The sequence below is a fragment of the Acidovorax sp. SUPP3434 genome, assembly GCF_030159015.1.
Lineage (GTDB): Bacteria > Pseudomonadota > Gammaproteobacteria > Burkholderiales > Burkholderiaceae_C > Paracidovorax.
In genome coordinates, this window is the sequence record NZ_BQXL01000021.1 from 22,478 (window position 1) to 47,104 (window position 24,627).

General features: G+C 64.5%; 25 protein-coding genes. 11 read left to right on the plus strand and 14 right to left on the minus strand.

The genetic code is table 11. From position 1 onward, the window contains the following. Positions 1 to 93: 93 nt before the first annotated feature. From AVKW3434_RS21770 to AVKW3434_RS21785, 4 genes are all read right to left on the minus strand, one after another. On the minus strand, positions 94 to 393 hold the full coding sequence (locus AVKW3434_RS21770) for a flagellar protein FliT (protein WP_092745692.1): 300 nt from the start codon (positions 391 to 393) through the stop codon (positions 94 to 96). A gap of 2 nt (positions 394 to 395) precedes the next feature. After that, entirely contained in the window at positions 396 to 821 is a 426-nt protein-coding gene (gene fliS, locus AVKW3434_RS21775; protein WP_284407508.1) for a flagellar export chaperone FliS, read from the minus strand. Positions 822 to 980: 159 nt separating this feature from the next. Beyond that, positions 981 to 2,405 carry a flagellar filament capping protein FliD gene (gene fliD, locus AVKW3434_RS21780; RefSeq protein WP_284407482.1) on the minus strand — a complete coding sequence of 475 codons (1,425 nt, stop codon included), beginning with the start codon at positions 2,403 to 2,405 and terminating at the stop codon, positions 981 to 983. A 156-nt stretch (positions 2,406 to 2,561) separates the two neighbouring features. Beyond that, on the minus strand, positions 2,562 to 3,788 hold the full coding sequence (locus tag AVKW3434_RS21785; RefSeq protein WP_284407483.1) for a flagellin: 1,227 nt from the start codon (positions 3,786 to 3,788) through the stop codon (positions 2,562 to 2,564). Between the two features lie 385 nt (positions 3,789 to 4,173). On the opposite strand from AVKW3434_RS21785, the gene AVKW3434_RS21790 reads away from it, so the two are divergent. From AVKW3434_RS21790 to AVKW3434_RS21820, 7 genes are all read left to right on the plus strand, one after another. Then, a complete protein-coding gene (locus AVKW3434_RS21790) occupies positions 4,174 to 5,403 on the plus strand; it encodes a flagellin (protein WP_284402651.1) in 1,230 nt (409 codons plus the stop codon). A gap of 83 nt (positions 5,404 to 5,486) precedes the next feature. Continuing rightward, a complete protein-coding gene (locus AVKW3434_RS21795) occupies positions 5,487 to 5,717 on the plus strand; it encodes an acyl carrier protein (protein ID WP_284407484.1) in 231 nt (76 codons plus the stop codon). Between the two features lie 6 nt (positions 5,718 to 5,723). Next, complete coding sequence (locus AVKW3434_RS21800) at positions 5,724 to 6,761, plus strand: ketoacyl-ACP synthase III (protein ID WP_284407485.1); 1,038 nt, start codon at positions 5,724 to 5,726, stop codon at positions 6,759 to 6,761. A 4-nt stretch (positions 6,762 to 6,765) separates the two neighbouring features. After that, positions 6,766 to 7,533 (plus strand): SDR family NAD(P)-dependent oxidoreductase, encoded by a 768-nt coding sequence (locus AVKW3434_RS21805; RefSeq protein WP_284407486.1) that lies wholly within the window; start codon positions 6,766 to 6,768, stop codon positions 7,531 to 7,533. 9 nt (positions 7,534 to 7,542) lie between these two features. Continuing rightward, the gene (locus tag AVKW3434_RS21810) at positions 7,543 to 8,208 is read left to right on the plus strand and encodes a NeuD/PglB/VioB family sugar acetyltransferase (RefSeq protein WP_284402647.1); all 666 of its coding nucleotides are present in this window, start codon (positions 7,543 to 7,545) and stop codon (positions 8,206 to 8,208) included. A 46-nt stretch (positions 8,209 to 8,254) separates the two neighbouring features. After that, on the plus strand, positions 8,255 to 9,493 hold the full coding sequence (locus tag AVKW3434_RS21815) for an FkbM family methyltransferase (protein ID WP_284407487.1): 1,239 nt from the start codon (positions 8,255 to 8,257) through the stop codon (positions 9,491 to 9,493). A gap of 48 nt (positions 9,494 to 9,541) precedes the next feature. After that, the gene (locus AVKW3434_RS21820) at positions 9,542 to 10,789 is read left to right on the plus strand and encodes a WavE lipopolysaccharide synthesis family protein (RefSeq protein WP_284407488.1); all 1,248 of its coding nucleotides are present in this window, start codon (positions 9,542 to 9,544) and stop codon (positions 10,787 to 10,789) included. A gap of 15 nt (positions 10,790 to 10,804) precedes the next feature. Here AVKW3434_RS21820 and AVKW3434_RS21825 read toward each other — a convergent pair whose 3' ends face one another. The 10 genes from AVKW3434_RS21825 to AVKW3434_RS21870 form a co-directional block, all read right to left on the minus strand. Continuing rightward, entirely contained in the window at positions 10,805 to 11,851 is a 1,047-nt protein-coding gene (locus AVKW3434_RS21825) for an oxidoreductase (RefSeq protein WP_284407489.1), read from the minus strand. After that, positions 11,848 to 12,789, minus strand: a complete 942-nt coding sequence (locus tag AVKW3434_RS21830) for an SDR family oxidoreductase (RefSeq protein WP_284407490.1) — start codon at positions 12,787 to 12,789, stop codon at positions 11,848 to 11,850. The genes AVKW3434_RS21825 and AVKW3434_RS21830 overlap by 4 nt, the downstream gene beginning before the upstream one ends. Beyond that, a complete protein-coding gene (locus AVKW3434_RS21835; RefSeq protein WP_284407491.1) occupies positions 12,767 to 13,657 on the minus strand; it encodes an NAD-dependent epimerase/dehydratase family protein in 891 nt (296 codons plus the stop codon). The genes AVKW3434_RS21830 and AVKW3434_RS21835 overlap by 23 nt, the downstream gene beginning before the upstream one ends. Next, positions 13,647 to 14,213, minus strand: a complete 567-nt coding sequence (rfbC, locus tag AVKW3434_RS21840; protein ID WP_284407492.1) for a dTDP-4-dehydrorhamnose 3,5-epimerase — start codon at positions 14,211 to 14,213, stop codon at positions 13,647 to 13,649. Before rfbC ends, AVKW3434_RS21835 begins: the two co-directional genes overlap by 11 nt. Positions 14,214 to 14,221: 8 nt before the next feature. Further along, positions 14,222 to 15,538, minus strand: a complete 1,317-nt coding sequence (gene rfbH / locus AVKW3434_RS21845; RefSeq protein ID WP_284407493.1) for a lipopolysaccharide biosynthesis protein RfbH — start codon at positions 15,536 to 15,538, stop codon at positions 14,222 to 14,224. 6 nt (positions 15,539 to 15,544) lie between these two features. Continuing rightward, entirely contained in the window at positions 15,545 to 16,633 is a 1,089-nt protein-coding gene (rfbG, locus tag AVKW3434_RS21850; RefSeq protein WP_284407494.1) for a CDP-glucose 4,6-dehydratase, read from the minus strand. After that, on the minus strand, positions 16,627 to 17,397 hold the full coding sequence (gene rfbF, locus AVKW3434_RS21855; protein WP_284407495.1) for a glucose-1-phosphate cytidylyltransferase: 771 nt from the start codon (positions 17,395 to 17,397) through the stop codon (positions 16,627 to 16,629). The genes rfbG and rfbF overlap by 7 nt, the downstream gene beginning before the upstream one ends. Then, complete coding sequence (locus tag AVKW3434_RS21860) at positions 17,394 to 18,524, minus strand: aromatic ring-hydroxylating oxygenase subunit alpha (protein ID WP_284407496.1); 1,131 nt, start codon at positions 18,522 to 18,524, stop codon at positions 17,394 to 17,396. The genes rfbF and AVKW3434_RS21860 overlap by 4 nt, the downstream gene beginning before the upstream one ends. Before the next feature lie 128 nt (positions 18,525 to 18,652). After that, positions 18,653 to 19,804 (minus strand): DegT/DnrJ/EryC1/StrS family aminotransferase, encoded by a 1,152-nt coding sequence (locus tag AVKW3434_RS21865; protein ID WP_284407497.1) that lies wholly within the window; start codon positions 19,802 to 19,804, stop codon positions 18,653 to 18,655. Then, a complete protein-coding gene (locus AVKW3434_RS21870; RefSeq protein WP_284407498.1) occupies positions 19,801 to 21,477 on the minus strand; it encodes an O-linked N-acetylglucosamine transferase, SPINDLY family protein in 1,677 nt (558 codons plus the stop codon). The genes AVKW3434_RS21865 and AVKW3434_RS21870 overlap by 4 nt, the downstream gene beginning before the upstream one ends. 249 nt (positions 21,478 to 21,726) lie before the next feature. Between AVKW3434_RS21870 and motA the strand changes: the two genes are divergently transcribed. The 4 genes from motA to AVKW3434_RS21890 all read left to right on the plus strand — a co-directional run bounded on the left by motA (position 21,727) and on the right by AVKW3434_RS21890 (position 24,626). Then, positions 21,727 to 22,587: a flagellar motor stator protein MotA gene (gene motA / locus AVKW3434_RS21875; RefSeq protein WP_272565425.1), complete on the plus strand. Its 861-nt coding sequence runs from the start codon at positions 21,727 to 21,729 to the stop codon at positions 22,585 to 22,587. A gap of 15 nt (positions 22,588 to 22,602) precedes the next feature. Then, positions 22,603 to 23,541, plus strand: coding sequence for a flagellar motor protein MotB (gene motB / locus AVKW3434_RS21880; protein WP_284402630.1), 939 nt, complete (start codon positions 22,603 to 22,605; stop codon positions 23,539 to 23,541). Between the two features lie 66 nt (positions 23,542 to 23,607). Further along, complete coding sequence (gene cheY / locus AVKW3434_RS21885; protein WP_092745669.1) at positions 23,608 to 23,994, plus strand: chemotaxis response regulator CheY; 387 nt, start codon at positions 23,608 to 23,610, stop codon at positions 23,992 to 23,994. A 2-nt stretch (positions 23,995 to 23,996) separates the two neighbouring features. Further along, on the plus strand, positions 23,997 to 24,626 hold the full coding sequence (locus AVKW3434_RS21890) for a protein phosphatase CheZ (RefSeq protein WP_272565428.1): 630 nt from the start codon (positions 23,997 to 23,999) through the stop codon (positions 24,624 to 24,626). Position 24,627: the final 1 nt, after the last annotated feature.

Sequence of the window (24,627 nt, forward strand, 5' to 3'; positions counted from 1 at the left end):
GCCTGCTGGCCGCCACCGCTCGTTGCACTGCGCGATGGCGCCGCTGGACACTGGCCGGGCAGGCAGCCTGGCGAAGGGGCGCCCCCCTCCTCCTCAGTGCATCATCTGCGGCTGGCGCTCCAGCAGATGCTCGAACTGCGACAGCCAGGGTTCCGCCAGACAGCGGATCTGGGCATCGTTGCTCAGGATGCGCTGCATGATGCGCGTCTTTTCCCGGCGGTGCTCCGGCAACAGATCGTGCTCCTGGGCCTTGAATCGCAGTTGCTCGATGAGCACCGCGCAGGCGCCTTCGTAGCGAACCACACCGTCCCAATCCTTGAGCTTGGCAGCCTCCAGCATCTTGGCGCTGCTGTCCTCGATGGCTTTGTAGTAATCGATGAGCATTTCAGACATTCTTAGTTTCTCCCACCGGGGGCCGAAGGACGGCCGCCGGCACCGATCTCGCCCCAACCCTGCGCCACCGGCACGATCAGGTTGACCACTTCTTCCACCAAGGTGACATCGTTGCGCAAATTGGCCATCGTGAGCCGGCCCACGCAGTAGTCATAAAGGGCCCGCAGATTGGCGGCCAGTTCACCACCCTGGGCGGGATTGAGCGCTCCCTTGAGGCCCTCTTCGATGATGCGCACGGCCTTCCCCAGTTGACGGCCCTTTTCTTCCACATCACCCCGCTGCATGGAGCCGCGGGCGGCGTTGAGCGACTGCACCAGACCATCGAACAACATCTGGATCAATTGATGGGGCGAGGCGCCATCCACACTGGATTGCACACCGACCTGCCGATAGACCGAGGCGGCGCGGGAACTGACTGGCGTGTACATCGAGAACTCCTTCATGCTACTTACATTCAATATCGGCAGATCAAGAAGGAACTCAAGGACATTTACGAGGTGTTTTGGCGTTCTGACAGAGTGGCGCAGCGGTGATTTATCCAGGGTTCAGGCCAGCCCGCGCGGGGGCGGGTGGCCCGGACGCCCGGCTTACTTGTTCCACTGGGCGACCTGCTGCGTGATGTAGCTGTTGAGGGCCGAAAGATTGCCCATCTGGGTATCCAGCGCCGTGTACTGTGCCCGCATGCGCTTTTCCAATACGGCCGCGCGATTGTTCACCTTGTCCTGGTCGGAGGTGTTGCGCTTGACTTCCAGGTCCAGGGCATCGGCCTTGTTATTCATGAGGCCGTCGAGCGACAGCAGTCCGGAGGTGAACGACTTCATGCGAACCGCGGCGCCGGTGCCCGTACCGCCCGAGGCTGGGTCGGATGCGAACAGCTGCTTGAGCGTGTCGGGCGTTTTCAGCGCGTTGTCCAGCTTGGTGTTGTCCACCGTCAGCTTGCCGCCACGCTGGACTTCCAGGCCGATGTCGGACAGCGTCTGCAGGGCAGCGGTGCCGCCGGCAGCGGCACCGATGGCCGCCCGCAGCGAGTTCTGCAGCCCGACCGCCGTGCTGTCGCCCTGCAGCACGCCCTTGGTCTTGCTCTCGCTGTCGTATTTGGTCGAGGAACCCAGCAGGTCATTGACGGCGTTGTAAGCATCCACGAAATCCTGGATGTTCTTCTTCATCGTCGCGGTATCGGCCTTCACCCCCATCTCCACGTCGGTCGTGGTCACTTGCGACACCGTCAGGGTCAGCCCGGGAATGGCTTCAGTGAAAGTGTTGTCCTTGGACGTCACGCTGATGCCGTTGATCTTGGCCTGCGTGTTCTGTGCGTACTGGATGGTATTGGCCGCCAGGCCCACGCCTGGGGAGTTCTGCGGATCGAAGGCGAGCTTCGAGAGGCCCGGCGCCGCCGGGTCCTCCGCCACCTGCACGCGAAACCCTGACGCTTCCCCGGTGGTCTTGGAGCGCAGCAGGAGCCGCTCGCCGGAGGCATCGCGCAACACGGTGGCCGTGACGCCAGCGTCGCCCTCGTTGATCTTGGCGGCGATGTTCGTGATCGTGTCGGTCGCGCTGACCGAGACATTGATCGGCTTGGTAGACCCCACGCCGAAGGTCGGTGGATTCGCAGTGGAGTCCCAAGTGCCCAGCTGGATGGTCATGGTACCGGCGCCAATGACGGAGTCCTTGGCGACGGCAGTGGAAGCATTCGATTGCGCGCGGGCCAGTTGCTGCACGCTCACACCGAAAGACGATGCGCTGGCAATCCCCGACACCGTGGCCGTGACGGCCGCACTGTTGGAAGAGCTGACCGCCATGCCGTTCCACGCGCTGTCCCGCGTCAGCTTGGCTGCGGCGTCCGACAGGGTCGAGAGCAGCGACTTCACCTGGGAGAACGTGGAAATCTTGGTCTGGATGGTGTCCGCTTTGGCTTGCAGCTGAACGAGGGGCTGCTTTTCCAGCGCCACCGTCTTGGTGACGATGGTTTCGACGTCGAGCCCGCTGCCAATGCCTATCGAGGTAATACCCATTTTGGTCTCCCAGGCAGCCGGGGCCGCCATCAACAATCAATACACGATTGTGGCGAGAATCGCTTCGATCTAAAAGCAGGAAAAGCGGCGACAGGAGTGGCCCTGTCGCCGCTTAAAAGGGTTCGGACCGCTCCGATCCCCCTTATAAGCCACTGATCAACCACGCAACAGAGACAGAACGCCCTGTGGCAGCTGGTTGGCCTGGGCCACCATCGCGGTGCCGGCCTGTTGCAGGATCTGCGTGCGCGACAGGTTCGCCGTTTCCTTGGCGAAGTCGGCGTCCACGATCCGGCCACGGGATGCCGACAGGTTCTCGGCCTGGATGTCGATATTGCCGACCGAGTTCTCGAAGCGGCTTTGCAGAGCGCCGAGGTCGGCACGCGCGGAGTTCACCTGGTCGATCGCGCTGTCGATCTTCTTCAGGGAAACCCATGCGTCCTTTTGCGTCGCGACGGTCACGGTGTCGATGCCCTTCTTGTCGGTGCCGGTGGCAGCCGCGAGCGTCGGGGCGGCGAAGCCCGTGTTCGCCACGGAGAAGCCGGTCGTGCCGCCGAAGGTGATGGTTTCCGGCACGGGAGGCGTTGCGCTGTTCAGCTTGGACGAAGCGAATTCCAGGTCGTACGTGCCGTCGTCCTTCTTGGTCAGGAAGGCGGTCACACCGGTGTCGGCGGACTTGTTGTTGATGGCGGAAACCACTTGGCCGAGGCGTTCCACACCAGAACCGGCGGCCTTGATTTCGCCCAGATCGATGGCGGATGCCGAGCCCACCTGGATGGTCAGGCCACCGGCGGCGATCTTGGTGCCGAAGCCCGTGACCGTCGTATCGGAAGCATTCAGGGAGGTCACGCTGCCCGTGGAGTACTCGATGTTCGACAAGCCTGCAGCCGACGAATTGGTCAGGGCGCCGACGGTGATGTTTTCACCGGAGTTGGCACCGACCTGGAACAGGGCGCCAGCGAAGCTGCCGTCCAGGATCTTCTGGCCGTTGAAGCTGGTTTGCTTGGCAACGCGATCGATTTCATCGGTGAGCTGCTTCACTTCGGACTGCAGCGCAGCGCGGTCCTTGGTGCTGTTGGTGGCATTGCTGGCCTGCACCGACAGTTCACGCATCCGCTGCAGCATGTCGCCGACCTTGCCCAGGGCGCCTTCTGCCGTCTGGGCCAGCGAGATGCCGTCGTTGGCGTTGCGGGCTGCCACGGTCAGACCCTTGATCTGGGTGTTCATGCGCTCGGCGATCGACAGGCCGGCGGCATCGTCCTTGGCGCTGTTGACGCGCAGGCCGGAAGACAGGCGCTGCATCGAGGTGGTGAGAGAGTTCGCAGACATGCCCAGATTGCGCTGTGCGTTGAGCGAAGCAATATTGGTGTTGATGGTAGAGGCCATTGAAATGCTCCTTGGTAACTTAAATTCCGGCTAGACCGCCGATCACAACGCTGACCCCCATGGCCAGCTGCCAAGACCGGGGCGGCAGTCACGTGAACCCATCCATCGCTTGCCGGTCAACAAATTCGCTTGAACCTGTTGGTTAGGTTATCGGGCAGGCCCTGGAGAACTTGAGCGTCTCCACGCAAAAAAATCGACTTTCCCCGGCACCGCCCGGGTCAGCCACCTCCCACAAGGGTGGATATGGACGGTTTTCCGCCCTTTTTTCCCCACGCCAGGAAAACCCCACCTGGGGAGAATTCTCCCAACGCTAGGGTTGCCCGCTGATGGTGGTGTCCTTGGCCACGGCAGCTGTGCCTTGTCCCTTTTGCGAAGGAGTTCCGTAATGGCCTCGACGATCAACACCAACATCGCCTCACTCAACGCCCAGCGCAATCTGGGAATGTCGGCAGCCTCGCTGACGACCACCATGCAGAGGCTGTCTTCCGGCCTGCGCGTCAACAGTGCCAAGGACGATGCGGCCGGCCTGGCCATCGCCGAGCGCATGAACACCCAGGTCAAGGGCTTGGCCGTGGCCTCCCGCAACGCCAACGACGGCATCTCGCTGGCCCAGACGGCAGAAGGCGCCCTGGGCAAGGTGGGCGACATGCTGCAGCGGATGCGCGAACTGGCCGTTCAGGCCAGCAATGCCACGAACAGCAAGGCCGACCGGGCCGCGTTGCAGTCCGAAGTCAAGCAGCTCACCGACGAAATCGACCGCGTCTCCAAGCAGACCAGCTTCAACGGCCAGAAGATCCTGGACGGCAGCTTTGCGGGCGCCCTGTTCCAGGTGGGCGCCAATTCCGGCGACAACGTCACGCTCGGCGCCCTGGCGGACACCCGCGCCTCGGGCCTGTCCAGCATCATGTACTCGAGCACGAGCACCGCGATCGCCGTGGACGCGTCGGACACGTCGATCTCCGCCTTCGGCAGCGCCATCCCTGCAGGCGGCCTGACGATTCAGGTCGGTTCGGGCTCCGCCATCGACCTGGGAAGCATCAAGGCCGCCGGCTCGGGCGTGGAACGGCTCGGCCAGGTGATCTCGGCGATCAACAACAAGACGGCCGATACGGGGGTGACCGCCTTCCTGACCAAGAACGACGACGGCAGCTACGGGCTGGAGTTCGCCTCCTCGAAACTGACGAATGCCGTTCCCCCCGTGCCAGAGACCGTCACGTTCGGCGGCACGACCGGATTCACCGTGGCCAATACGGGCTTTACCCCGCCCACGCTGACGAACGCCACGGGCACCGGCCAGAAGGGGATCGACAGCGTCGATGTCGGAACGCAGAGCCAGGCCTGGGTGGCCCTCAAGAAGATCGACAGCGCGATCGATCAGGTCAATTCGGCGCGCGCTGACCTCGGAGCCCTGCAAAGCCGCTTCGAAAATGCCATCGCCAATATCGACATCCAGGGCGAAAACATGTCGGCAGCCCGCGGCCGCATCGTGGATGCCGACTTTGCCAAGGAAACGGCGAACCTGTCGCGCACGCAGATCCTGCAGCAGGCGGGCACTGCGATGGTGGCCCAGGCGAACCAGTTGCCCCAGCAGGTGCTGAAACTCCTGCAGGGCTGAAGAAGAAGGCATCCGGGGCTAATACACTGCCGTTGGAGGCCGAAATCTTCGGTCTCCGCGACATTTTCTATTCTGGAGTACGCATGCCTTCGCCTTCCATCGAGCAATTCATCGAAAGCTTTCTGACCGCCGTCGATTTCCAGGAGCCGGTGGAGGTCACCGCGGATACCGAACTGCGTGCTCTGCCCGAGTGGGACTCCCTTGCCGCCCTGGGTGTCATCGTGATGTTCGACGTGGAGTACGGGAAAACCATCGTGGGCGACGACCTGAAGAACTGCGCCACGGTCACGGACCTCTACAAGCTGTTGGGGTAGACCACCATGGGCCTGTCCACCCTGCACAACGTGCGCTTTGCAGGCATGGCGAGCTGCGTGCCCAAGCGCGTGGTTTCCAACCTCGAGGATTGCCCTCCGAAAATCCGCTCGGAGCGGGAAAGGCTGGTTCGCAACATCGGCATCCAGCAGCGCCGCCTGTGCGCGTCGTGGCAATGCTTTTCCGATCTGGCGCAAGACGCCACGGAAAAGCTGCTGCAGGAACTGCAGTGGGCCCGCGAAGACGTGGACGCGCTGATCGTCGTGACGCAGTCGCCCGACTATCCCATTCCCTCCACCGCCATCATCTTGCAGGACAAGCTCGGGCTGTCGCAGTCCACGATCGCGTTCGACGTGAATCTCGGCTGCTCTGGCTACCCGTTCGGGTTGCACCTGCTGGGCAGCATGATCGCGTCCGGCACGGTGAAAAAGGGCCTGCTGCTGGTGGGAGACCGCTCCGCAAGCGAAAAGGACCCGCTGTTCTCCGACGCCGGCACGGCGACCGCACTGGAATTCGATCCTTCAGCCGCGCCCATGTATTTCGACCTCAACAGCGACGGCAGCGGCTACAAAGCCATCATCAAACCGGTGGGTGGGCATCGGGAGCCCTATGCCTTTCATCACAGCATCCCCACACGCGACGAGGACGGGGAACTGCAATGGCCGGACCGCCTCCTCCTCGACGGACCGGCCGTGCTCAGCTTCTCCACGCAGAAAATTCCTCCGGCCGTGGAGCGCACGCTGCAATATGCAGGCGTGTCCAAGGACGATGTGGACTACTTCGTCTTCCATCAGGCCAACCGGATGATCAATGAAACCATCCGCAAGAAGCTGGCACTCCCCCCTGAGAAAGTCCCATCGACGCTGGCCGACTATGGCAACACCAGTGGGGCGACCCTGCCGGTCACCATGACCGCGCGCCTGAACGAAACGCTGGCCAGCGGCACGCACAAGCTGCTGCTGAGCGGCTTCGGCATCGGCCTGTCCTGGGGCACGTGCATCCTGGACATTGCAGGGGCACGCTTCCCGGCCATGCTGGAGTCTTGACCCGATGGACGCAACGCCCACCCCCTTCCACCTGCAGGGACAGCGCATCCTCGTCACGGGGGCCACTTCGGGCCTGGGCCATGCCATCGCCATCGCCTGCGCACGCATGGGAGCCCAGGTCATCGGCGTGGGCCGAGACGAAGAGCGCCTCACCCGCACGTTGCAGGCACTGCAAGCCGTCGCACCGGCAGCCGAGCACCTCGTGGTGCGTGCAGACCTGACCCAGCCTACCGATCGCTCCGCGCTAGTGGAGCAGATCGCTTCCGTGCCATTGAACGGCATCGTCCACAGCGCAGGCATTTCTCGCCTGTCTCCCGTGCGAATGATCACGGAACAGCATCTGCGCGAAGTGCAGAGCATCAACGTGGACGCCCCGATGCTGCTGACGCAGGCCCTACTCAAGCGCAACCTGATCGCGCCGGGCGGATCGATGGTGTTCATCGCCTCGATCGCCGCACACATCGGTGTGCCGGGAGTGGCCGCCTACTCGGGCACCAAGGCCGCATTGATTGCGATGATGCGCTGCCTCGCGATGGAGGTCGTCAAGCGGGGCATCCGGGCCAACTGCCTCTCGCCCGCCCTGGTTGAAACGCCATTGCTCGACGCCACCGCCACGCTCGTGGGCTCGATGGAAAAGGAGCGAGGCAACTACCCGCTCGGTTTCGGCCAGCCGGAGGACGTGGCCAATGCCGCCGTGTTCCTGCTGTCCCAGGCCAGCCGATGGATCACCGGCACGACGCTGGTGATGGACGGCGGCCTCACCATCAGTTGATCCCCCCTCATGGCTACGCCCTCCACGGATACGTCCGCTCCGCATCGGAACCTGCTCATCGTGGGCGCTGGTGGCTTCGGCCGCGAAGTCCTGACGTATATCGAAGACGACAACCCGCTGTTTCGCCCCAAGGGCTTTCTGGATTCGCGCACTTCGGCGCTGAACGGCATGCAGCGCTCGATCGGCATCGTGGGCGATCCCCTGACCTACACCCCCGTGGATGGCGACGTTTTCATGGCCGCACTGGGCGATCCGATGGCGAGATACAAGTACACCGAGGTACTGCGATCGGTCCACGACGTCGACTTCGCCACGGTCGTGCATCCCCAGGCCCATGTGACGCGGCATGCCCGGCTGGGCCGTGGCTGCATCATCGCACCCCGTGTCGGCATTTCGGTGGATGTCCAGCTGGGCGATTTCGTGTGCGTCCAGGAATATACGGTCATCGGGCACGATGTCCGCGTCGGGGATTGGTGCCAGATCAACAGCCACTGCTCCATCGGCGGCGGCGCGAAGATCGGCAACTTCGTGTCGATCCATCCCAATTGCGTCATCACCAGCGGCACGGTCATCGGCGACAACGTCAAGGTCGGTGCGGGCAGCGTGGTGTATGGCCGCATTCCGCCCAACATCACCATCATGGGCAATCCGGCCCGGCGCTTTTCCTGGAGTTGAACGTCTCCGGCGCCCCGGCACCGCATGCCCCCGCGAGCGACCCACCATGGCCTCATTGCCCCCTTCCTTCCCGCCCGACGCCTTGGTCAGCCGCATCAACCTGGATCGCTTCCAGCTCGATGAAGCACTGCTCGCCATGCTGGACCTGTACCGCCGCGACCCGCATTTCTGCATACCTGAGCAGGCGCGCGAGATCTTCGCCCGGCGCGGGGACCGGGCGCGCTTCATCCTGCTGGGAACGAAGACCTTCGCGGAAGTTTTCATCCGTGCGACCCGTGACCAAGGCTGGGCCCTGGCCGTGGTGGATGATTTCAAGCACGCCAGCGGCGAGGACTACTACGGCGTGGACATCATTTCCACCGACCGCTTCCTTGCGATGCTGCGCGAGGACCCGGACATCATTGCCATCAACTGCTGCCGGACGGATTATTCAAGGCGGTTCTTCGACCGGCTTTGTTCCCGCCACGGCATCGCCCATTTGAAGCACGAGCAGGTCACCCGGCTCTTCGGCATGAATGACCGGGTGGACTACCGCACGGCCGACTGGGCCCCCGCCATCAGCAGCAGGTTCGATGAATTCCTGGCGCTGGAGCGGCGGCTTGCGGATGCACACTCCGTGAGCACATTGCGCAGCGTGCTCCTGTTCCACCTGAGCTGCAATCCCGAGTGGTACCTCACTGTGGCCAGACCCTACTCGACCCTGTACTTCCGCTCGGGCCTGCTGACGTTCTCGGACAACGAGAGGTTCGTCGATTGCGGCGCCTCCATCGGCGAATCCACGACCGGACTGCTGGGCCTCACGGGCGATCGCATCGAACACTCCTGGATGATCGAGCCCGATCGGCTGAACATCGAGGTGCTGCGCAAGCTGCAGCAGGGCTACGCAGGCACGGCGCTCGAATCCCGGATTTCGCTGCATCCCTTCGCCGTCGGGGAGAACGACTCGGAAGCCCCGTTCCACCATCTGGGAGGGCATGGCGGCAGCATCGCCGTCGATCCGAATGCGCCCTTGGAGGCGGTGCGCATCCGGCGCATCGATGACCTCATCGATGCGCCACCGACCTTCATCAAGATGGACATCGAAGGATTCGAGATCCCGGCGTTGCGGGGCGCCCAGGCGGCCATCCGCGCCGGCCTGCCCAAGATGGCGATCTCCGCCTATCACCGCGCGACCGACCTGCTGGACATCCCGGCACTGGTGGATGCCGTGGCCCCCGGCTACTCGATCGGGCTGCAACACCACACCGAAGATCGCTGGGATACCTGCCTGTATTTCTATCGCTGAAACGCCTCTCCAGAGGCACTCACTCCACTACCCAGAGGGCACCGCAGGATGGCCAAGATTCGGGGCGGCCTTGACCGCGTTCTACTGAAATATCCGGAAATCGACCCGGCCAAGGTCCGGCTGATCGGCTGGGGCGCTGGACAGGCGTTCACGGACTACTACCCGCTGCTGGGCCTGCCGGTGGAATACACCGTGTGCCCGTTCACCGCCCACCAGGACAGGCAGATCCATGGCGTTCCCGTCCGCAGCCCCGAAGCGCTCATGAAGGAACCGCATGAGGAAGTGCTCTTGGTGATCTTCGCAGCGCATTCGGCGGAAATCATGAACCAGATCCGCAACCTGTGGGGCGACTACCGCTGCGTGCCGGCGCTCACCCACAGCGGCCGGCATGGAGACATCGACCAGCTACAGGCTTTCTCCAGGGTGTTCGAAGGACTGTCCCTGCAGCGCAAACCGCCCCTGCGAACGCCTTCGCTCGGCATCTTCGTGCAGGGCCCGGTGTTTCCCTATACCCCCATGGCACTGGCCTGGCAGCGAATGGCGTGCCCCGAGGCGCATCTGTGCTTCGTCACCTGGGATCACCAGTCCGCCGCCAGCCTCGATGCCTGCCGGCCATGGGTGGACGCCGTGATCACGCTTCCCCAGCCCCAGAACATGGTGGACAGCCGCAATGCCATCATTCGCTCGGCCAAGGCGGGCGCCCGGCATCTGGCCGAAGTGGGCGTGCCGTACTCGGTGCGCATGCGAAGCGATACGGTCGTCACCGGATCGCTCTACCGGGCGGTGGAAGAACTGTTCGACGATGGCAGCAGGAACGAGGAGAAGTTCGGCTTCCTGGCGCATTCGTCCTGGAAGCAGATTCCCTTCCATTTCTCCGAGCGTTTTCTCGTGAGCCGCACCCAGGACATGTGCGAGCTGTGGGCACTGCCGGAAGACCTGCGCGGTGCGTCCGAGATCCAGCACCGGACCGACGAGCCTTACCAGCAGATCCAGAAGGCGGCCGTCGAATGCCTGCTGTGGCAGAGCCTGGCGCGCAAGTGGGGTGAGCCGGCCCGGGACCTCGCCGATGGCTACCGGTTCGCCGCGAACCATTTGCTTCCGATGGACGAGTACGCCGATGTCCTGTCGCTCAAGAGCGTCCCGCTCTTCAATCTGACCCTCAACAAGGGCTTCGTCGGCACGCCCGCCTGGTGGCGGGAGGTCTACGCCGATCTGCCCTCGGCCATGCGGCAGGCGCACGAGGAAAGCGCGCAGGACTTCACCATCGCCGAATTCTTCAGTGGCCGGGTCGGCTGACGGCCCCCGACCCGTTCAATAGAGCACGGCGCGCCGCTCGGGCGTCATGGGCTCGAGGGCTTCTCCAAGCTCCAGCCTTTGCACGAAGTCCGGGTTCGCAAGGAGCGCGCGGCCCCAGGTGACCATGTCGAGATGCCCCTCCTGGATTTCGTGCTCGGCATCCGCAGCGGACAGCGAAGCGCCCCCCATCAGGAAGTGGGGCCAGAGGGGACGCACACGGCGCACGATTTTTCCGGAAGTTTCGGCATAGGGCGCATCCGCGCAACTGATATCCAATTGCCTCAGTCCCAGGCGATCCAGCTGGGGGATGAGATGCTGCAGCATGTCGTCGAGGTCCGGCCACTCGTACAGTCCGCCCATCATCCGCGCAGGCGAGAGGCGGATCATGAGTCGCTGGGGGCCGCAAATGGGCAGCAGGCGCTCCACCAGTTCCAGCACGATGCGGCAACGGTTCTCGACCGATCCGCCATAGGCATCGGTCCGGTCATTGATGCGCGCATCCAGGAACTGGTCAATCAGGTATCCATGTCCCATATGGATCTGCACGCCGTCGAAACCTGCATTCAGGGCGCGCTGCGCGGCCTCCTCGAAAAGACGGTAGATGCCAGGCATCTCCGATGCATGCAGCGCACGGGGCTGCCCGTAGGGTTGGCCATTCTGGCGGTTGATGCCGGCCGCCGGCCGATCGGTGGAACTGACCGGCGCCACCCCGCCAGTGAAGTCCGGGTGCGAGATCCGCCCGCAATGCCACAGTTGCGCCACGATGCGCCCGCCGGCCTCCTGCACCTGCCGGACGGCCGGGATCCAGCTGTCTACCTGCTCGTCGTTCTGCAGGTGGGGCACGTTCCGGTAACCATCCGCCGAAGGATGGACCACGATGCCCTCCGTCAGGATGAGCGATACGCCAGCCGCGGCACGCCGTGCGTAGTAGGCAGCGATTTCGTCCGTGCAGCGGTGCTGCGCATCGGCAAAACCACGCGTCATGGCGGCCATGGCCACACGGTTGCGCATGGGACCGAACATGTCGTGGTGAACGAAGGGACTCAGCAGTTGCAGGCTCATGGGGCGAACATTCCAGTGAAATAAGGGTGGTCGAGATAGGCGGCCAGACTGTCCTGCCATGTGCGCTGACGATCCAGCCCGCGGGCCTGCAGCGCGGCGTTGCGCATCACCACCGCATCGGGGCGCACGGCTTTTTCCTTGCGGGCCATGCTTTCCGCAGGAACACGCGCGATCTCGATGCGGCGATCCAGCCCCAATCGGAGCACGATCTCCCGCGCCAGTTCGAAGAAAGAGGCTTGCCCATGGGAAGCCATGCAGAAACGGCCTGTCTCGCCACGCGCCAGCAGCAGCAGGCTGTTGTAGGCCAGATCGTCCGTGAGCGTGGGCTGCCAGATGCGGTCACCGATCTCCATGCGGTCCACGCCGGAGCGCAGCAGTCCCGCGAGGTGCGGAACCAGCTTGCCGACGAAATTCTTGTCGCGCGCATGCTCTCCGAAAAACCCACCCATGCGCACAGTGAGCGCCTGCGGCGATGCATCCAGCACGATCTGCTCCGCCTCCAGCTTGAGCCGTCCGTACACGCTCAAAGGACGGGGGGGCATGGCCTCGTCCACCGGCTGGCTTCCGTCGTAGATCAGGAAGGTCTGCGGGTAAAAAAAACGGGCCCCGCATTCGCGGGCCAGCTCGACCACGTGGCGGGTTCCTTCGATCTGCACCTGCGCCGCCGCGTCCGCATGGTCCTCGCACCAGTTGACGTCGGAACACACGGCGCAATGGATCACGATATCGGGCCGCCAGGCGCGCAAGGCCTGGGCCTGCTCGCGCTGGCGCACATCGAACGCGTGGCGGTCGAGGGCCGCGACCAGGGCAGTGGGTACCTGCTCAGCCAAGTGGCGGGTGAAAGCCTGCCCGAGCATTCCGCCGGCACCCGTGATCAGGATGCGCGAGCCCTCCAGGGCGGACAGTTCGTTAAATTCACGCAAATCGTCGCCCCTCATGCTCAGATCCAGACAAGAACAGGTCGGCCGCCATTTCGGGGACGCAGCGCATCACCTCGTTGGGCCGGTACGGCAGGGCGCCGACGAGCAGCCGGCCCGGCGCCTTCCAGACAGACCACCAGTGCTGCGCGAAATCCTGCATCGATACCGGCGAGCCCGATCCCACATTGCGCACCCAGGGCCTGCCCGCCTCGACGTCGCCGCGCTCGGCCGCATGCCGGAATGCCCGGGCGACCGCCTCCACGGGGACGTAGTCGCGCACCTGCGCCCCCGGGGTCATCGAAAAATCAAGGCCCTGCGACGCGGCCAGACGCAACGCTGGCCAGAAGTTCCCGGCGTACTGGCCTTCGCCGAAGACCGAGAAGATCCGCAGGTAGCACAGCTCCATGGCGTGTTCGATCGCGTGCGCATGCGCAGCCTGGAAACCTGCGGCCTTGGATGCAGCATAGCCATACGCGGGTGCCAGCGGTGCGCTGGCCGGAATGAAGTCGAAGGCATCCGCGCTGCGACCGTATTCCGCGAAAGTACCCGCCAGGACCGACCGCTTCACGCCAGCGGCACGCGCCGTATCGAGCAGTTGCAGCAAAACGGTGACGTTCCAGTAGAACAGGGCCTGCCAGTCGGCCTGCTGCGGCGGGACGCCGGGCGACGCCAGATGCATCAGCACGTCCGCCCCGGCCAGATCGGCGGGCGCCAACTGGTCCATGGCGCGGCTGAGCCACACAAGGCGAGGATGCACCGATGCAGGCGCGTCGGCCGGATGCCTCAGGACGGTGACGCGATGGCCTGCCTCCAGCAGGGATGCCAGCACGTGCCGGCCGATGAACCCCGTCCCTCCCGTCAGGAACACATGCCGCTCAGTGGTCATTCGGCAGTCCTTCCGGCATCTCGAAGGGGCTGGCGAAATCCTCCATCTGCGGGTGCTCGCGGTCACGCACCGACAGCACAGGATGGTCATCGGGCCAGGGAATGCCGGCAGAGTCCCAGCGGATGCCGGCATCGTGCCCAGGCGCGTGGGCCGAGGTGACGTGGTAGACGATGGTCGCGCCTTCGGTCAGCGCATAGCAGCCGTGGGCACACCCCGCCGGAATGTAGACCTGGTTGCCAAGCTCGGCGTCCAGCTCGAAGGTGGCAAAGCGACCCTGTGTCGGCGAGCCGCGGCGCAGATCGACCACCACATCGAAGAGGCGGCCGTGGCTGCAATGCACCAGCTTGGCATGTTGGTGCGGCGGCAACTGAAAGTGCAGCCCGCGCAGCACGCCACGCCGCGATACGCTGTAGAAACTCTCCACCCAGTCGCAGTAGAGCCCCCGGGCAAGGAACGCCTCGCGGCTGAAGGTCTTCACGAATCGCCCGCGCTCGTCGGGCCGCACTTCGGGCTGGATCAGGTAGCAGCCCGGCAGAGGGCTTTCTTCGAAGCGCATGGTGGGTGCTAGAAGTTGACGCCGAAATAGGTTTCGATGCGATCGGCCACAAAGTCGATCATGGCCTCGCTCAATCCGGGGTAGATGCCCAGCCAGAACGTGTGCTCCATGACCGTGTCCGTATTCGCCAGGCTGCTGGCCACCCGGCACGTCTGTCCCTGCATCGAAGGCTGCCGGGTCAGGTTGCCGGCGAACAGCAGCCGCGTGCCGATGCGGCTCTGCTCCAGGTACTCCAGCAGATCGACGCGGCGGGTACCGGCCGCTTCGCGCAGCGTGAGCGGGAACCCGAACCACGAAGGCTGCGAATTCTCCGTGGCCCGGGGAAGCACCAGGAACTCCTCGCAGCTTTTCAGCCGGCCGGAGAGGTGCTCGAAATTGCGCTGCCGCGCCGCGATGAAGCCGGGTAACCGGTCCATCTGCGCCAGGGCACAGGCCGCCTGCATGTCGGTGATCTTGAGGTTGTAGCCGACATGCGAATACGTGTACTTGTGGTCATAGCCTGGGGGCAGATCGCCCAGTTGCCAGCCATACCGCTTTCCGCAGGTGTTGTCCTTGCCGGGCCCGCAATAGCAGTCCCGCCCCCAGTCGCGGAATGACGTGACGATGCGTGCCAGTTCATCGTCGTTGGTGAAGACCGCGCCGCCTTCGCCCATGGTGATGTGGTGGGCCGGATAGAAGCTCAGGGTTCCGATGTCGCCGAAGGTGCCTACCAGCCGTCCGTCGTAAGTGGACCCCAGGGCGTCGCAGCAATCCTCGACGAGCCACAGTCCATGCTTGCGGCACAGCGCTTGCACCGCTTCCAGGTTATAGGGATTGCCGAGGGTGTGGGCCAGCATGATGGCCTTGGTGCGCGGCGAGATCGCAGCTTCGATCAGCGCGACATCAATGTTGTAAGTGCCGAGCTCCACATCCACGAAGACGGGCACCGCGCCATTCTGCAGGATGGGATTGACGGTGGTGGGAAACCCTGCCGCCACACCGATCACCTCGTCGCCCGGGCGGATGGCCCTCTGGCCCAATGCAGGAGACGTGAGCGCCGAGAAGGCGAGCAGATTCGCGGACGAGCCGCTGTTCGTCGTGAGCGCATGGCGCACCCCGAGGTACTCGCGCAGGCGCTTTTCGAACGCATCGTTGAAACGCCCCGTGGTCAGCCATCCGTCGAGCGATGCGGCCACCATGTTCTGCAGTTCGGCCTCCCCGATGACCTTGCCGGAGGGCGGAATGGCCGTGGCGCCCGGCAGGAATGGCTGGGCACGATACGCATGGGCCGCATATTCGCCAACGAGCGCGGCGATCTGCTCGCGGATGTGGTGCAACTTGTCCATAGAATTTCAGCGCTCGGCGGCGCAATACGATTCGATCTGACGCTCGGTCACCTGGCGCATGTCTTCGCCGCGAGCGTGTGCGGAATGCCATTGGGCAATGCTCTCCACGGCCTGCGCCAGCGACCACCGAGGCCCCCAGCCCAGCAGAGAGCAGGCCTTGCTGCTGTCGAGCCGGAGCATCTGCGCCTCGTGCACGCCCTCGGGCCCGGCCGCGAAGCGGCATTCGACAGGGCCAGGCCACGCGGCAGCCAGTTGCCGAATGACGTCGCCGACGCTTCGCACGTCCTGCTCGGCGGGCCCGAAATTCCAGGCGCCCGATACCGCCGTCCCCTTCTCGACGAGTCTCTGCGCCAATTGGAGGTACCCGGCCAGGGGCTCCAGCACATGTTGCCATGGCCGTACGGCAGCGGGATTGCGCACGTCCAGCGGATCGCCGCCGCAGGAGGCTCTCAGGAAGTCCGGAATCAGCCGGTCGCGGGACCAGTCACCGCCGCCGATCACATTGCCCGCACGCGCCGTGGCCAGCGCCACACCGTGATCCGCGTGCCTTGCCGGGGCGAAGAACGAGTCGCGGTAACAGGCGGCCACCAGCTCGGTGCATGCCTTGCTGTTGCTGTAGGGGTCGAACCCGCCCAGCGCGTCGTCCTCGCGATAGGCCCAGAGCCACTCCCGGTTCTCATAGCATTTGTCGCTCGTCACCACCACCACGGCGCGCACCGACGGCACGCGACGGACGGCGTCCAGAAGGTGCACGGTACCCATGACGTTGGTCGAATAGGTGCTGACCGGATCGGCGTAGGACTTGCGCACCAGGGGCTGTGCGGCCATGTGGATCACGATCTCCGGCGCCGCTGCTTCCAGCGCGCCTGCAAGCAACGCCGCATCCCGCACATCGCCGATGACCGACTGCATGCCTTGCGCGGCCCGGGTCAGCGCGAACATCGCGGGCATGGAATCCGCCTCCAGCGCATACCCCGTCACCTGCGCGCCCAAACGCTGCAGCCAAAGCGACAGCCAGGTGCCTTTGAAACCAGTGTGGCCCGTGACGAACACCTTGCGTCCGGACCAAAAACCGCTGTCGGGACCGCTCACCATGATTTCCAGGGCGCATGCCCCCCCTGCCAAAGCTGTTCGAGATAATTCTTGTCGCGCAGCGTATCCATGGGTTGCCAGAAACCTTCGTGACGATAGGCCCGCAACTGCCCAGACCGCGCCAACGCCTCGAGCGGAGGGCCTTCCCACACCGTCTCGTCGGAATCGATCAGATCGAACACGGCAGGAGACAGCACGAAAAACCCGCCGTTGACCATGCCACCGCCGCCATCGGGCTTTTCGCGGAACGACATCACGCGGTCGCCCTCCATGTCCAGCGCGCCGAAGCGGCCGGGCTGCCGGGTGGAGGTGAGTGTGGCCGGCTGTCCATGCGCCCGGTGGAACCGGATGAGCGCGGTGATGTCGATATCGCCCACCCCGTCGCCATAGGTGAAGCAGAAGGCCTCGTCCTCGCTCACGTAGCGCCGCACACGGCGCAGGCGGCCACCCGTCTGGGTGGCATCGCCGGTGTCCACCAGGGTCACCCGCCAGGGTTCGGCATACCGCTCGTGAACGTCCATGCGGTTGTTCACCAGATCGAACGTCACGTCGGACATGTGCAGGAAATAGTTCGCGAAGTACTCCTTGATCACGTAGCCCTTGTAGCCGCAGCACACCACGAAGTCATGGATGCCATGGTGCGAGTACATCTTCATGATGTGCCAGAGAATCGGGCGGCCGCCGATCTCCACCATGGGTTTGGGCTTTTGCTGCGTCTCCTCGCTCAGGCGGGAACCCAGCCCCCCCGCCAGGATGATGGCCTTCATGCTTTTCCGCCCATCGGTGTTTCGGAGCCCTGAAGCGCCCGGGCATAGGCCGCCTGAAAATGCGCCACCCGGTCCTCGATCCCGGCGCCCACGAGGGCCGGGCGCTCCGCCTGATCGACGCCCGCCTGGACTTTGGTGCAAATACCGCCGTCTTCCGCGAACACCTTGCGCGTGAAGGCGTGGCCGTCGGCATGGATGTGTTCCATCATCTTGGCGCCGGCAGGCGTGGTCCCGGTGAACTCCACGCCCACAGTCCTCGAGTGAACCGTGGTCTGGCGGGGCGCGGTCGGCTCGAACGACTGGACATGGAAGCTGTAACCCATGAACGACGTGACGGTCAGGTTCGGGAAGATATGGTGGTGGGTGTAATGCGCGAAGCGCCAGGGCCACTGCCCGATCTTGCTCTCCATGCGGGCGAACCGCGCTACCCACTGCGCATCGGCGGCATGTTCCAGATGGCTGTGCCGGCGATCCTCGAGGAAGAAGCGGGGTGCCGTTTCGGCCCGGTCCATGCCGTCGACCTGCATGAAGGTCCGCGAATGCACGGCAGGGACGTGATACCCCTCGAGGGCATTTTCGATCACGATTTTCCAGTTGGCGCCCACCGGCTCCCGGAACTCGTCCAGCAAGCCTTGCATCCCCTGACTGGCACGTTCGAGAAAGGCGTATTGCTCGCCCAGATACTCGCGCAGTGCCGGGCCGCCTTCTGAAATACGCACGAATACGAACTGCCCTACCGCCTCGCAGTTGAATTCCTGCAGGCGAAAGCGGGCAGGTTCGGCCACCACCTCGGGAAAGCAGTGTTTCGCCGGAATGCCGACCGGAACGCCCTCCCGGTCGTACACCCAGCCATGGTAGGGGCAGCGTGCAGGCCCGCGGTGCGCGCCCGATTCGCACAACTGGGCATGCCGGTGGGAGCAGACATTGAGAAAGGCACGCGGCCGCCCCTGGCTGTCGCACTGGAGCAACAACGACACCCCGCCCACCTGCACACCGCGATGCACGAGACCGTCGAGTTCGAAGCGCATGCAGACGAAAACCCAGCTTTCGCGGAACAGCCCCTCCATTTCGCGGGCGTGGTGATCGGGATCTCGATAGAAGTGGGGGGAAACGACACTGGTCGGCATGGATCGACTCTTCTGGATGGATGTTGCAAGGACCGCGGCCCCGTGCTCGGTACCGGTCTGGGGCCTGCCGAGCCAGCGGCGGCTCGTACAGCCCATTGTCTCTACAGTGATCTGAAATGGGCCCCTTCCTAGCTGCGCATTGCCTGCTCCATCACACGGGTGAGCCGCTGCATCTGCGCAGGATCCATCTTCGGAAAGAACGGCAGACCGATCAGGGTCTCGGCGAGCGCATCCGCTTGGGGCGTGGGCAATAGCGTACAGAAGGGCAACAGGGCTTCCATGCGGTGCATGAGAGGCTGGTACCAGCGACGCGTCGCGATGCCCTGCGCGGCACACAGTGCCTCGAGCCGTCCCCGGCAGGCAGCGTCGGGCATCCGTGCACACAACAGCGTCGGTGCTGCAATGGCGCCGGCCGGGCCCGCCAACTGCCATGCGATCCGGCCGTCCGCCGCGCGCGCAAGGGCATCCTGCATTTCCCGCTGCAACGCGCGCCGGGCCTGCGCGCCCTGCTCCCAGCAAGCGAGCGATGCCAGCGCCACGGCAGCGTGCAACTCGCTCATTTTGGCGTTCGTGCCCACTGCCGCCAGGGCGCCGACCGGCAGGTGGCTGGCCGGGTCGAGGTTGATGCCGAAATTGGCCAGTTGACGCACTCGCGCCGCCAACCCGGGACGGGACGAGACCACGAAACCGCCCTCTCCCGCCGGCAGCGACTTGGTGGCATGGAGACTGAACACGAGCGTGCCAGAAGCGCCTGCCAGCCACTGGCTGCCAAAGCCGGCTGCCGCATCGATCACCACCGGAAGGCCCGTTTCGTCCTCGAAGCGTTGCCAGGCCGCCATGTCGTGCGGCATGCCGAGGGCCGCCACGGGCAGGACGGCATCCACGGCATCGGTGGCATGGGCCCCGCGCGCGATGTCGGGCGTCAGCAGCCAGCTGTCGGCATCCACATCGCAGAGTACCGGCACGTGGCCGGCGCGCAGCACGGCCGTCGCCGTGGCAGCGAACGTGAAGGTGGGCATGAGCACCCGGGAGCCGGCACGCAGCCCCAGCGATTGCAGCACCAACTCCAGGCCCAGGGTGGCGCTTGCCACAGTCGTGACCTGTTCCGCGCCCAGGCCGAAACGCTCGGCGAAGCGGTCCTCCAGTTCGCGCACCAGTGGGCCGCCGTTGGAGTAATAGCGCGCGGCATGCATGCGCTGCAGATAGGGCAGGAGGGACAGCGGGTCCGGCACATCCGGCACCAGCAGAGGAATGGGATCGGTGGGAGCGCCGGCGGTCATACGGAGGGCGTGCCGTGCACACGCTTCTCGCCACCGTCCAGGCGTGCCAGGACCGGCTCCGGATCGGCGAACACATCCAGGAAACGGTCACGGCCTTCCAGGTAGTTGAGCCACATGAGCCGGAACGCCTTTTCCAGCTCGGCCGTGCGGGCGGCATAGTCCATGAGTGCGCAGGCGGAAACGCGTTGCCGTGTTTCGTGGCGCAGGCGGGCCAGGGTTTCCGGATCGGCCATGAACGCCAGGGCCCGCTCGACGTATTGGTCGTCGCTGCGCGCTACCCAATCGGGATAGCCCACGCCCTGCAGCGTGCGCGCGGTGCTCGCGTCCACACCGCGCTCGGCGTCCAGCGCCACGATCGGCAGCCCCATCCAGAGAGCATGCAGCGTCGTGGTGCCGCCGGAGATCGGGGCCGTGTCGAGCGCCACGTCGGCGATATGCCCCAGTTCCATGAACTGGTTGAGCGGTTGCTGGTGCATCACGAACACGCGGTCCAGCGGCAGGCCCTGCGCCTCGACCCGCATCTGCATGTTGGCCTGCGCGGCCTCGGCAGACCGCTCCTTCACCATGATGACGAGGCGCGCATCGGTGCGTGCCTGCAGGATGCGGCCCCAGACGCCCAGCATGCGGTCCGTGACCTTGGCGGAATTGTTCAGCGAGATGAGCGTGGGGTAGCCGTTACGCAGCATCGGCGGCTCTTCGCACAGCGGCGCATAGGTGGGCGGCGCGTAGCTCGCCATGCAGGCCAGGCGAAAGAGCCGCTCGCTGTAGAAGACTTCATGGCCCGGCGGGGTGATGCCAACATCCGTCAGGCGGTAGTCCATGGCCTTCATGCCCAGCGGGCTCATGAATCCGAGCCACGTCACCTGCACGGGCGCTGCGCGGCGCGCGAAGACCAGCAGGCGGTTGCCGGCGGTGTGGCCCGACAGGTCCACCAGCACGTCGATGCCGTGCGAGCGGATGAGCGTGTACAGCTCGTCGTCGGACAGATGGATCATCTCGTGCCAATGGGGCACGCATTGCTGCAGGGCATCGGTGATGCCGTCTCGCCGCCCGCCCGAGTACACATGCACCTCGACCTCCTGAGGGTCGTGGTGGCGCAGCACGGGCAGCATGAAGAATGCGATGGAGTGCTCCCGGAAGTCGGCCGTGACGTAGCCGACCTTGAGGCGCTTCTTCGGCCGCCGATCGGCCACCACGAGCGCAGCGGCCTTGCGCGTCAGCGGATCGGCGTAGCGCCGGCCCCAGTCCCGATAGACCTCCAGCGTCTTGACGGGATTGCCCTCGATCTGGTCATGCAGGAAAGCGCGCATGACCCACATGGCCGGATTGTTGCCGCGGCGACACACATCGTCGATCATTTGCAACGCTTCGGCATGCCGGCCCAGGTTGAACAGCGCGAACGACAGGCCATGCTGCGCATCCGGCATGCCGGGCTGCAGGTTCAGGGCGGTCTCCAGCGCCGGAATGGCCTGCGCCCAGTTTTCCATCTTGAGGTAGGTGCGCCCGACATGCATCCACACGTCCGCCCGCTGCGGATCGAACGCCAGGGCCGTCGCGAATTTCGTCAGGGCCCCCATCAGGTCCTGCTGCGCCAGGCACTGCTCGGCCTGGAAGAGCGCGATCAGCAGCTCGGCATGCTCTTGCACATCGGCGTCGTCGGTGGAAGTGGGCATGGAGCACATCGGCGGCAGGCAATGGGGAAGGGTTGGATCAGGGCAGTGGATCGAAACGGCTGGGGTCCATCTTAGGGGCTCGCGGAGCCTGCGGTGGCCCCAATAAACCATGGTTTGCCCGCCTGTTTTGGCGGTGGGCGGCCGGTTTCACCAACAGGGCAACGGGACTTGTCAAGGGGAACGAATTGGGGTGTATCCCGCCTGCATTTCCGTTTTTGCGCTTCAAAAAGACTCTGACAGAATGGCCCCATGTTTGTAATCATCGGTTACCTGGTCTGTCTCGGGTGCATTTTCGGCGTGTACGTGGTGCACGGCGGGAATGTGAGCGTGATCATCAAAGCGCTCCCGTTCGAGATGATCACGATCTTCGGCGGCGCGCTGGGCGCGTTCGTGGTGAATAACCAGCCGAAGGTGCTCAAGTCCACGCTGAAGGCGCTGCCCATGGCGCTCAAGGGGTCCAAGTACACCAAGGCGCGGTACATGGAACTGATGGCCATGCTCTACGACATCCTGCAAAAAGCCCGCAAGGAAGGGCTGATGGCCATCGAAAAGGATGTCGAGACGCCCCACGAGTCGGAAATCTTCAAGAAATACCCCACGGTCGGCAACGACCACCATGTGATCGAGTTCATGACCGATTACCTGCGCATGATGGTGTCCGGCAACCTGAACGCCCACGAGATCGAGGCGCTGATGGACAGCGAGATCGAAACCCACCACCAGGAAGCGCATGCCCCCGTGGCAGCGCTGGCCCGCCTGGCCGGGGCCCTGCCCGCCTTCGGGATCATCGCGGCCGTGCTCGGTGTGGTGAACACCATGGGTTCGGTGGGCCAGCCGCCTTCGGTGCTGGGCGGCATGATCGGCTCGGCGCTGGTCGGCACCTTCCTCGGGATCTTGCTGGCCTATGGCGTGGTGGAACCGCTGGGCGGCCTGGTCGAGCAGAAGCTGGAAGATGCCGCCAAGGAACTGCAGTGCATCAAGACCACGCTTTTGGCCAGCATGCAGGGTTACAACCCCGCCACCGCGATCGAATTCGGCCGCAAGGTCCTGTTCTCCACCGACCGACCGAGCTTTTCCGAGCTGGAAAGCCACGTGAAGGGCAAGAAGTAGGCTGAAGACGCCACCATGGCCGACAAGAAACTCCAGCCGATCATCATCAAGCGCGTCAAGAAGGGCGGCCACGCCGTGCATGGCGGCGCCTGGAAGATCGCCTATGCCGACTTCGTGACGGCCATGATGGCGTTCTTCCTGCTGATGTGGCTGCTGGGCTCCACCGCCAAGGGCGAACTGCAGGGCATTGCCGCCTACTTCAACTCGCCGCTGAAGGTGGCCATGCAGGGGGGCGACGGCGCGGGCAACAGCTCCAGCGTGATTCCCGGCGGCGGCAACGACCTGTCCAAGGTGCACGGACAGGTGCGGCGCTCCGACTCGGAGACGTCGACGAACCGCCGCGCCAACCTCGAAGCCGCACGCGCCGAGCGCGCCCGCCAGGACGAGATGCGCATCAAGGCGCTGCAGGCCAAAATCGACGCGCTGATCACCGAAACGCCCAAGCTGAATGAATATCGCTCGCAGATCCGCATGGATGTCACGCCCGATGGCCTGCAGATCCAGATCGTGGACGACCAGAACCGGCCCATGTTCGACAGCGGCAGTGCGTTGGTAAAACCCTACATGCGCGACATTCTTCGAGAAATCGGAACCGCGCTCGGCGGCGTGCAAAACCGCATCAGCCTGGCGGGCCACACCGACGCGACGCCCTACGGTAACGGCGACCGCGGCTACAGCAATTGGGAACTGTCGGCCGACCGGGCCAACGCCTCGCGCCGCGAACTCGTGGCCGCCGGCATGCCGGATGCCAAGCTGGGCCGCGTTGTCGGGCTGGCGGCCAGCGATTTGCTGGAACCCAAGGAGCCGCGCGCGCCCGCCAACCGGCGCATCACGATCACGGTTTTGACCCAGGAAGCCGAGGAACGGCTGCTCGGAAAGAAATCTGCCACCATCACTTCCACGGAGTTCACCGCCGAAAAGCGCGAGAATCCGGCATCCGCCCCTCGGCCGTAACGTCTTGTCACCAAACCTGCGGCCCATGACAATACACACTGCAATTTCCGACCGAAAGGGTCCCACGTGACCACTGCACTCCGCTTTTTGATCGTTGACGACTTCTCCACCATGCGACGCATCGTGCGCAACCTGCTCAAGGAAAGCGGCTTTGCCGATGCCGACGAGGCGGAAGACGGCGTGGTGGCGCTGAACAAACTGCGCAACAGCAAGTTCGATTTCGTCGTCACCGACATCAACATGCCCAACATGAACGGATTCCAGCTGCTGGCTGAAATCAAGAAGGACGACAAGCTCAAGCACCTGCCTGTGCTGATGGTGACGGCGGAAGCCCGCAAGGAAGACATCGTGGCAGCCGCCCAGAACGGGGCAGCCGGCTACATCGTCAAGCCGTTCACCAAGGCCACGCTGGAAGAGAAAGTCACCCTGATCCTCAAGAAAATGGGCCTGTGATCATGGATACCTCGGACAACAACCTTCCGGAAGCCGGCGCCGTTCACAACAAGATCGGCCAGCTGACCCGCCAGCTGCACGACTCGCTGAACGAACTCGGCTATGCCGACAAGCTGCGCGGCACGATGGGCGAGTTGCCCGATGCGCAAAGCCGACTTTCCTACATCGCGCGCCTCACGGGCGAAGCGGCAGAGAAGGTATTGAGCCGGGTGGAGCAGGCCAAGGCCCAGCACGACTTCATCGCCGAGGAAACCCGTCGCGTCGTCTCCTCGCTGGTCAAGGACCCCGTGGCGGCCGTCGCCAAGGGCGAGATCATGAACTTCCTGCACGACGTGGAACGCGTCACCAAGGAAGCCGACGGCCACCTGACCGAAATCATGATGGCGCAGGACTTCCACGACCTCACCGGCCAGGTGATCGCCCGTGTGGTCAATCTGGCGGCCACGATCGAAGAGCAGCTGGTGCAGTTGCTCATCCAGACCGCCCCCCCGGCCGCGCAGGCGCAGGTCGCCCCGGTGGTGGAAGCGCGCCGCGAACACCTGGCCGGCCCGGTGGTCGATCCCGAAGGCACGCCCGATGTGGTCACCGACCAGTCGCAAGTGGACGATCTGCTGGCCAGCCTGGGCTTCTGAT